General features: G+C 50.4%; 6 protein-coding genes and 1 tRNA gene. 3 read left to right on the top strand and 4 right to left on the bottom strand.

Annotated elements, in window-relative coordinates:
* Positions 1 to 302: 302 nt before the first annotated feature.
* Both ilvN and LKK83_RS23215 read right to left on the bottom strand, forming a co-directional pair.
* Positions 303 to 824 (bottom strand): acetolactate synthase small subunit, encoded by a 522-nt coding sequence (ilvN, locus tag LKK83_RS23220; protein ID WP_324633763.1) that lies wholly within the window; start codon positions 822 to 824, stop codon positions 303 to 305.
* A 288-nt stretch (positions 825 to 1,112) separates the two neighbouring features.
* Complete coding sequence (locus tag LKK83_RS23215; protein ID WP_324633762.1) at positions 1,113 to 1,268, bottom strand: hypothetical protein; 156 nt, start codon at positions 1,266 to 1,268, stop codon at positions 1,113 to 1,115.
* Between the two features lie 46 nt (positions 1,269 to 1,314).
* Here LKK83_RS23215 and LKK83_RS23210 point away from each other — a divergent pair, with 46 nt between their 5' ends.
* Positions 1,315 to 1,698: a BON domain-containing protein gene (locus LKK83_RS23210; RefSeq protein ID WP_324633761.1), complete on the top strand. Its 384-nt coding sequence runs from the start codon at positions 1,315 to 1,317 to the stop codon at positions 1,696 to 1,698.
* Positions 1,699 to 1,775: 77 nt separating this feature from the next.
* Here the strand turns inward: LKK83_RS23210 and LKK83_RS23205 are convergent, their stop codons facing one another.
* Together LKK83_RS23205 and LKK83_RS23200 are read right to left on the bottom strand one after the other, a co-directional pair.
* Entirely contained in the window at positions 1,776 to 3,227 is a 1,452-nt protein-coding gene (locus tag LKK83_RS23205) for a cation:proton antiporter (protein WP_442957358.1), read from the bottom strand.
* Positions 3,228 to 3,433: 206 nt separating this feature from the next.
* The gene (locus LKK83_RS23200; RefSeq protein ID WP_324633760.1) at positions 3,434 to 4,246 is read right to left on the bottom strand and encodes a carbon-nitrogen hydrolase family protein; all 813 of its coding nucleotides are present in this window, start codon (positions 4,244 to 4,246) and stop codon (positions 3,434 to 3,436) included.
* Positions 4,247 to 4,501: 255 nt separating this feature from the next.
* Between LKK83_RS23200 and LKK83_RS23195 the strand changes: the two genes are divergently transcribed.
* Together LKK83_RS23195 and LKK83_RS23190 are read left to right on the top strand one after the other, a co-directional pair.
* Positions 4,502 to 4,575: transfer RNA gene (locus LKK83_RS23195), tRNA-Pro, on the top strand.
* A gap of 1,138 nt (positions 4,576 to 5,713) precedes the next feature.
* On the top strand, positions 5,714 to 6,508 hold the full coding sequence (locus tag LKK83_RS23190; protein ID WP_324633759.1) for a Tic22 family protein: 795 nt from the start codon (positions 5,714 to 5,716) through the stop codon (positions 6,506 to 6,508).
* The last annotated feature ends 117 nt before the right edge of the window (positions 6,509 to 6,625 follow it).

Below are 6,625 nucleotides of genomic sequence, written 5' to 3'. Positions count from 1 at the left end.
CAGTTGACAAAAAAAAGGGCATCGGGTATAATGAAACTGTGGGGGCAGGCAGGGTCGTTAAGCATTGCTTTGATTGCGTATGTGCGCTGCCTGGGGGAATTGCTCCACCGACTATTATATCATCTCTGCAAAAAAATATCAAGCTTTTATCGGGCGCGATCGCGATTTTCCCCCATACAGCGCAATAGGGTGGGGATGGCCCACCCTATCTTTAGCACAGGGCGAGGATAACATCGGCGAAGCGAAAATCGGGTGCCCTTGGGGTGCCACGAGGGGTTAGAGAGCCACCCATCGAGGGGAAACTATTGAACCTTAGCTTCCAAAGACTTGAGAAACTCGGTATTGACCCCGGACTCGCGAGTGAGGGCAATTTTGCCAGTGCGGGCAATTTCGCGGATCCCGAACTTGTTGAGAACCTGAACGATCGCCACCATTTTTCCGGGATCGCCCACCACTTCAACCATCACCGAATCTTCGCCCACATCCACGATCCGGGCGCGGAAAATTTGCGCCAGTTCGATAATTTCAGAGCGAGTCGCGCTAGAGGCATTCACCTTGAGCAACATCAACTCGCGCTCAACGCAAGGGGTTTCGGTGATATCGAGAACCTTGATCACGTTGATGAGCTTGTAAAGTTGTTTGGTCAACTGCTCGATAACGCGATCGTCTCCCGGAACCACCATTGTAATCCGAGAAATGCCCAATTTCTCCGCCGGTCCGACGGCTAAGCTTTCGATGTTGAAACCGCGACGGGCAAACAAGCCAGCGATCCGAGTCAAGACCCCTGCTTCATCTTCGACCAAAACAGAAAGAGTGTGTTTCATAGTTTTCGAAGCGATCCAAAAGCTGCGATCGCTACTATTTTTCGCTGCATAAGTCTGTTCAAGCTAAATTTTATCGCGAGAAACCTAGGGGAGGACGCTTTTTAACAAAATCCTAAACTCTTGGGGCGTTCGATTATTAATTGCGGATTGTTGATTGAAAACACCCCCCCACCTCCCCACTCACACCAATTCTAAATTTTCAATTGTCAATTCTAAATTTTCAATTGTCAATTCTAAATTTTCAATCCTCCCCTTTCCGGACACTCCCGATCCGCAGCGAAAAGTAGCTCAGTTGCCGGGCCGCAGGGAGTGTAGCCCCCGATCGCGGCGCATAACTCCCGTCAGGAGAACAGCAACCCCGGGGGAGTGGAGAGCCTTTCGCGGTCTGCGTGCCAGCAGCGATCGCTTGACAATATCCTCCCCCAAGTGCAATAGAATTGCCATAGATATGGCATAGAATCTGAACAACCTTACGTTAGGAGAACAACAAATGGGTTGGTTAAAACGACTCTTTGGTTTAGAAAAACCCGAAACTGAAGAAGAAACTATCGAAGCCCCCCCGCCAGAAGACCCTGAAGCTCCAGCACAGAGCTACAGCGTTCCCAAAGCACCCCAAGAAGAAGGCATTCCCCCAGAACGCTTGGGACTAAATGGAGAATACGACCAAAGTGGTTTAGCCAAGCGAGTCGCCCTCGCCTTGGACCAAAATCCCGACACCGACGACTTTGAAAGACTGTGGGTCGCCCAAACTGGAGGCACCGTAGTCTTAAAAGGCGAAGTGCCCTCCCAAGAGGATCTCGACCGAGTAGTGGAAGTCGCCAGTGGCGTGTATGGTGCCACAGCGGTGAACACCGATGAAGTCAGCGTCGGATAGCATCCGATAAATGCGGGGCATTCATCACCATGAATGCCCCGCATTTCAAGCAAAAACCTCAAAGGTTGCAGAGTGAATCACTCCTGACTCGAACCCACACTTTCCGGTTGAGGGAGTGGTTCTTCTTCTTTAAACACCACCCTTAACAAAGGAGGAGCCACAAAAGTCGTCAGGATGACCATCATAATAATCGCCGCTTCCAACGATTCAGAAAGAGCCCCGCTAGCAGCGCCGACCCCAGCAAAGACCAATCCCACTTCACCTCGGGGAATCATGCCAATGCCGATCGCCAAGCGATTGATCTCCGGTTGACCAAAAATCGTAAAGCCAGCGATCGTCTTCCCAATAATCGCCACTACAATTAAAAACGTCGCAATAATTAAGCCTTCCCGATTGCTCGGATCTGCCGGATTGAGAACCCCGAGGTTGGTTTTCGCACCCACCACCACGAAGAAAATCGGCACGAACACATCAGAAACCGGAACCACCTGCTCTTCGAGTTCTTGTTGTTTGTCTGTTTCGCCGAGAACCAGACCCGCCGCAAACGCACCGAGAATGGCTTCTAGTTGAATAGCAGCGCCCACATAGGCTAACACAAACGCAATAATCAGCGCCGAAATCAACAACGGGCCGCGCGTTTTGAGTTCTTTCACCAGTCCCACATAATACGGACTGAGAAAGCGACCCAACAGAATCACGCCCACCAGAAACGCCCCAGCACTGACAATCAGATAGGCAATATTGGCTACTTCCACCTCTCCGGTTTTCACCAGACTCGCCACCACTGCCAGGACGATAATCCCGAGAATATCATCGAGCACCGCAGCGCCGATGATAATTTGACCTTCTTTCGCGCTCAAGCGCCCGATTTCCGCCAGTACCTTCGCCGTAATTCCGATACTGGTAGCCGTCAGGGCCGCCCCCGCGAAAATCGCCGGAATCGTCGCCACGTGAAAAAGGGTAATCAAGCCCACCGTACCGGCCACAAAGGGAGCCACAACCCCCACCACGGCAACCACCGCTGCTTGCGGACCGTATTTAATCAGTTCTTTGAGTTCTGATTCCAGGCCGATTTCAAACAGCAGAATAATCACCCCCAGTTCAGCCAAAATTGCAATGACTTCACTTTGGGATTGGAACGTTGCCACGAGCGCAGAAGGCTCCAAATCGGTCGTGCTTTGCACGAATCCCATAATTACCGAACTGCTGGCATCTTCCCCGCCTTCGGGAAACACCAACAGCTTGAGGACCGACACCCCAATCACCACCCCACCAACGAGATCGCCTAAAACCGGGGGGAGATTGATGCGGGCACAAATCTCGCCGCCAATTTTGCTGGCTAGGTAGATTGTGATTAAACTCAGCAGCACCCCCGCCACCACCAAGGCTTCATCAGCCTCCGCAGCTTCTTCGGCCACCTCAGCTACTTCAGCGGCTTCGGCACTGGCCAACAGGGGCACCATTTTATCGAACGCGGAAAAGGAAACGGTTGCGGTGAATGAATTCACCAAACTAAGGAAATCTGCCATCTATTTTGCAGAACTCATCTTGTCTAATTTACCTGCTTTGTATATTGTCTCCACAGAATGAAACATTCCTCGGATAGAAAAGCTGAGGAATGTTATAATCTTTACTTTATGGTGCCCCGGGGCCTCAGTGCGGCTAAACCCCCTGGGGGCGAGGGTTTAACCTCCGCCGCGATCGCCACGGACTCCAGAGCAGCAAAAATTTTCTTTCAACTGAAGACTCGATGTTGCAACGAGGGCATTTGCCGACGGACTTGCTCCAAGCGCGAAGGGCTGACTTCCGCGATCGCTACCCCCGGTTTGTCCCCCGCATCCGCTACAATCGTCCCCCAAGGGTCGATAATCATCGCATGTCCGTGGGATTGTCGCATCCCATAGTGTCGTCCGGTTTGTGCCGGCGCAATCACGTAGCAGGTATTTTCAATCGCCCGCGCCTGTAGCAACACCTGCCAGTGGTCTTTCCCGGTGTAAGCGGTAAAGGCTGCCGGCACGAATAAAATTTCCGCCCCTTTATGGGACAGATGGCGATACAGTTCCGGAAAGCGAACGTCGTAGCAAACTGAAAAACCCAGGGTTCCAAAGGTCTCGGAATCGTAAATCGGCGGCAAAACTTCCCCCGCTTGCACGGTACTCGATTCTTGATAGGTATTGCCGTCGGGTACGTTGACGTCAAATAAATGGACTTTCTGATAGCGCACCAATTCCGCTCCGCTTGGATCCACGAGGAGCGCCGTGTTGTACACTTTTTCCGGGCTGACTGGCACCGGAAACCCTCCCCCCAGAATCGTCACCTGGAATCGCTGCGCCATCTTTTTCAGGAATTTTTCGCTCTGTTGGCAAATTTCCTCGGCTTGCCGCACTTTCTCGGATTCTTCCCCCAAGAAAGAAAAGTTCTCTGGCAAGCCCACGATCTCGGCACCCTGGCGCACCGCCAGGTCGATCAGTTCTTCTGCCTGACCTAGGTTTTTCCCCAGATCCGGTCCGCTGGTCATTTGCAGCCCGGCTGCTAGATAAGATTTCATCAATGCAACTCGATATTGCTATGCGACAATGAGAGTACAGATCTCTATTTTTCCTTGAAAGGCGACTTACTGAGTCACTATTTTTCCCGATTTATCCTTCAATTTGGTTAAAATCGCCATCGCTACCCCAAACTGCTATCCGGTTCCGCCCCTCTCCCCAACCTAACCCACTGCCTCCTTACCCCAAAAGATAAAAAAATCTCAAAGACTTGACGGCGATCGCAATTTTGATGCTATAATTTAAACATTCCTTTCCGGGATGTAGCGCAGCTTGGTAGCGCGCCTGCTTTGGGAGCAGGATGTCGCAGGTTCAAATCCTGTCATCCCGATTGCATCTACTACATAACTGCTACTCCAGGGGCGAGGAGCATCCGAGTCAGAGGGATCTAATGGTAGTCAACGCGCTACTCTTCTTCTCAAACGGCCAGAACTCGGAATCGTTCTCCTCATGCCCCTGGTTTTTTATTGCCCGATCGCTCCTTTGGATTGGATTCGCCTCTCTTGGTTGCAGCTCGCTTCGCGATCGCTACAAATATCACCACCCCTTCACCCCCGCAAAATTACCCTCCCTGGCAATCGCTTTCTATCTTCCTTTCTCCACTATTCTCCACTTCGATAAAGGGGTAAAAACCCGATCGCCAACTTCCCGCATACACTTAAGTTGCACGAATTTTTTTCAAGGCAATATTTCTGCAAAGCGCGAAATTATTTTATCTAGCCAAAAATAGACATTTAAAAACTCAATAGTTTCCATATAAACGTGCAAATTAAACGGGCATCCAACCGACAAAATTGGCCTGCATCCGGGCAAGCTCCCCCCCCCTCAGAACACACCCAATCAACACAAACCCCAGCGCAGAAAAAACAGCTATAATACCACTCATCCCCAGCCAGCAGTGCCAAACCCCCAAGGGAGAACATAGGGGGACAAAGCGTCGGGAATAAGAAGCGCGATCGGAACAACCCCGGGTCGAGGGAGTCTTTCAAGAGAGCATGACCATGCCAGAACAAACCACTCGCGGCTCATGGCTTACGAAGCAACACCGAACCCACAGCATAGTGCTGAAATCACAAAAGCGCATTTTCCATCGGTGGTGAAGTGCAAACCCCCGGGAAAATGTGGTACGATAAAGCCAAAAAATAAGGAGAGTGCGACAAGGCCAGAATGGCGACGCCCGGAGGTGAAAGCGATCGGCTTTGGCAAAAAGCACAACTCTCTCCCCAGGCATAATTTTATCAACATTGTGGTGAAATTCTACCAGAATTCCTTTGACCAGATTAAAATATTCAGTAAACCGGGAGAAAGCTCCTGTAAAACGCAAAAAACAAGTCAACGTCTCGGGAAAATTAATGACTCATCCTCAACGGAGGGTTCTGCAGTCAGCTAGGGGAATGAAACCAACCCTAGAAATGGGAAAAAACCAAAAAAATAACTGAGGTTGACTGAGTTGGACTGTTGTGAATTGAATGAATAAAGTTGTATCGCTATCAGGTGTAATAATGAAATCAATTGTACGCTGGGGCGCAGTATTAAGTCTCGTTGGAAGTGTCCTTCTCGGACCTTCTCTAACCGCAAATAGCTCGCGGGCACTGGCATTACCGCCAGAGCAAATCATGCAAAAACTGCGAGCGGTGCCGGTGTTTACGATTACCGATGAAAATGGCTCGCCGTTGGTGGCTTCCACTTCCGAAGGGGGTCAAGGGGCTTCAGTGACCGGAGTATTTATCAGTCGCCAAGATGCACTGGCATTTGTCGATCGCCTAACCACCCAAAATCCAGAGTTGGCGAATAACGTGCAGGTAGTGCCGGTTTCTTTAGCCGAAGTGTATCAACTGGCGCAGCAAATGCAAAATAATCCCGAACAACTCGGATTTGACTTCGTGCCAGTCGATCGCCAAGTTAATTTAGCATTGGAAGTGCTGCGAGAAGATGGCAAAGAAGTGGAGCAATTTAATGGGGTTCCGCTGTTCTTGGCAACCGGCGGCCCTGACAATGGCTACTTAACGGTTCAAAATGGCAATCAACAAGTGATTCCTTTGTTTTTTAACAAAGAAGAATTAGATCGAGTTTTAGATCAATTTAGAACTCAAAACCCCGATTTGGCAGGAACCGTAGATGTTCAGGTGGTGAACTTGCAAGGAGTCATTCAGCTATTGCAAGAAAGCAACGATTCCGAGTTAAATAAAATTATGCTGATTCCGCCGCGAGAGTCGATCGACTACGTGCGATCGCTCCAACCCCAATCCGGCGGTCAGCAATAAACCGTTCTCGGTTTCCCAGTTGTTCTTTATCCGCCGTGGTGGTCAGGAACCCCATCCCTAAAGGGAGGGGCTTGGTAAGACTTTATTTTCCCAAGCTCACCTGACCAGAAGACCAGA

The sequence above is a fragment of the Phormidium sp. CCY1219 genome, assembly GCF_035615515.1.
In the GTDB taxonomy this organism is placed as follows: Bacteria; Cyanobacteriota; Cyanobacteriia; order Cyanobacteriales; family Laspinemataceae; genus CCY1219.
The sequence above is the reverse complement of the archived record's forward strand: the minus strand, read 5'-3'. Positions and strand labels throughout refer to the sequence as shown.

Excerpts from the sequence above, each read along its gene's own strand:
- LKK83_RS23200 (WP_324633760.1), bottom strand. The coding sequence starts at position 4,246 with ATGAAATCTTATCTAGCAGCCGGGCTGCAAATGACCAGCGGACCGGAT.
- LKK83_RS23205 (WP_442957358.1), bottom strand. The coding sequence starts at position 3,227 with ATGGCAGATTTCCTTAGTTTGGTGAATTCATTCACCGCAACCGTTTCC.
- LKK83_RS23210 (WP_324633761.1), top strand. The coding sequence starts at position 1,315 with ATGGGTTGGTTAAAACGACTCTTTGGTTTAGAAAAACCCGAAACTGAA.
- LKK83_RS23215 (WP_324633762.1), bottom strand. The coding sequence starts at position 1,268 with ATGGCAATTCTATTGCACTTGGGGGAGGATATTGTCAAGCGATCGCTG.
- LKK83_RS23190 (WP_324633759.1), top strand. The coding sequence starts at position 5,714 with ATGAATAAAGTTGTATCGCTATCAGGTGTAATAATGAAATCAATTGTA.
- ilvN (WP_324633763.1), bottom strand. The coding sequence starts at position 824 with ATGAAACACACTCTTTCTGTTTTGGTCGAAGATGAAGCAGGGGTCTTG.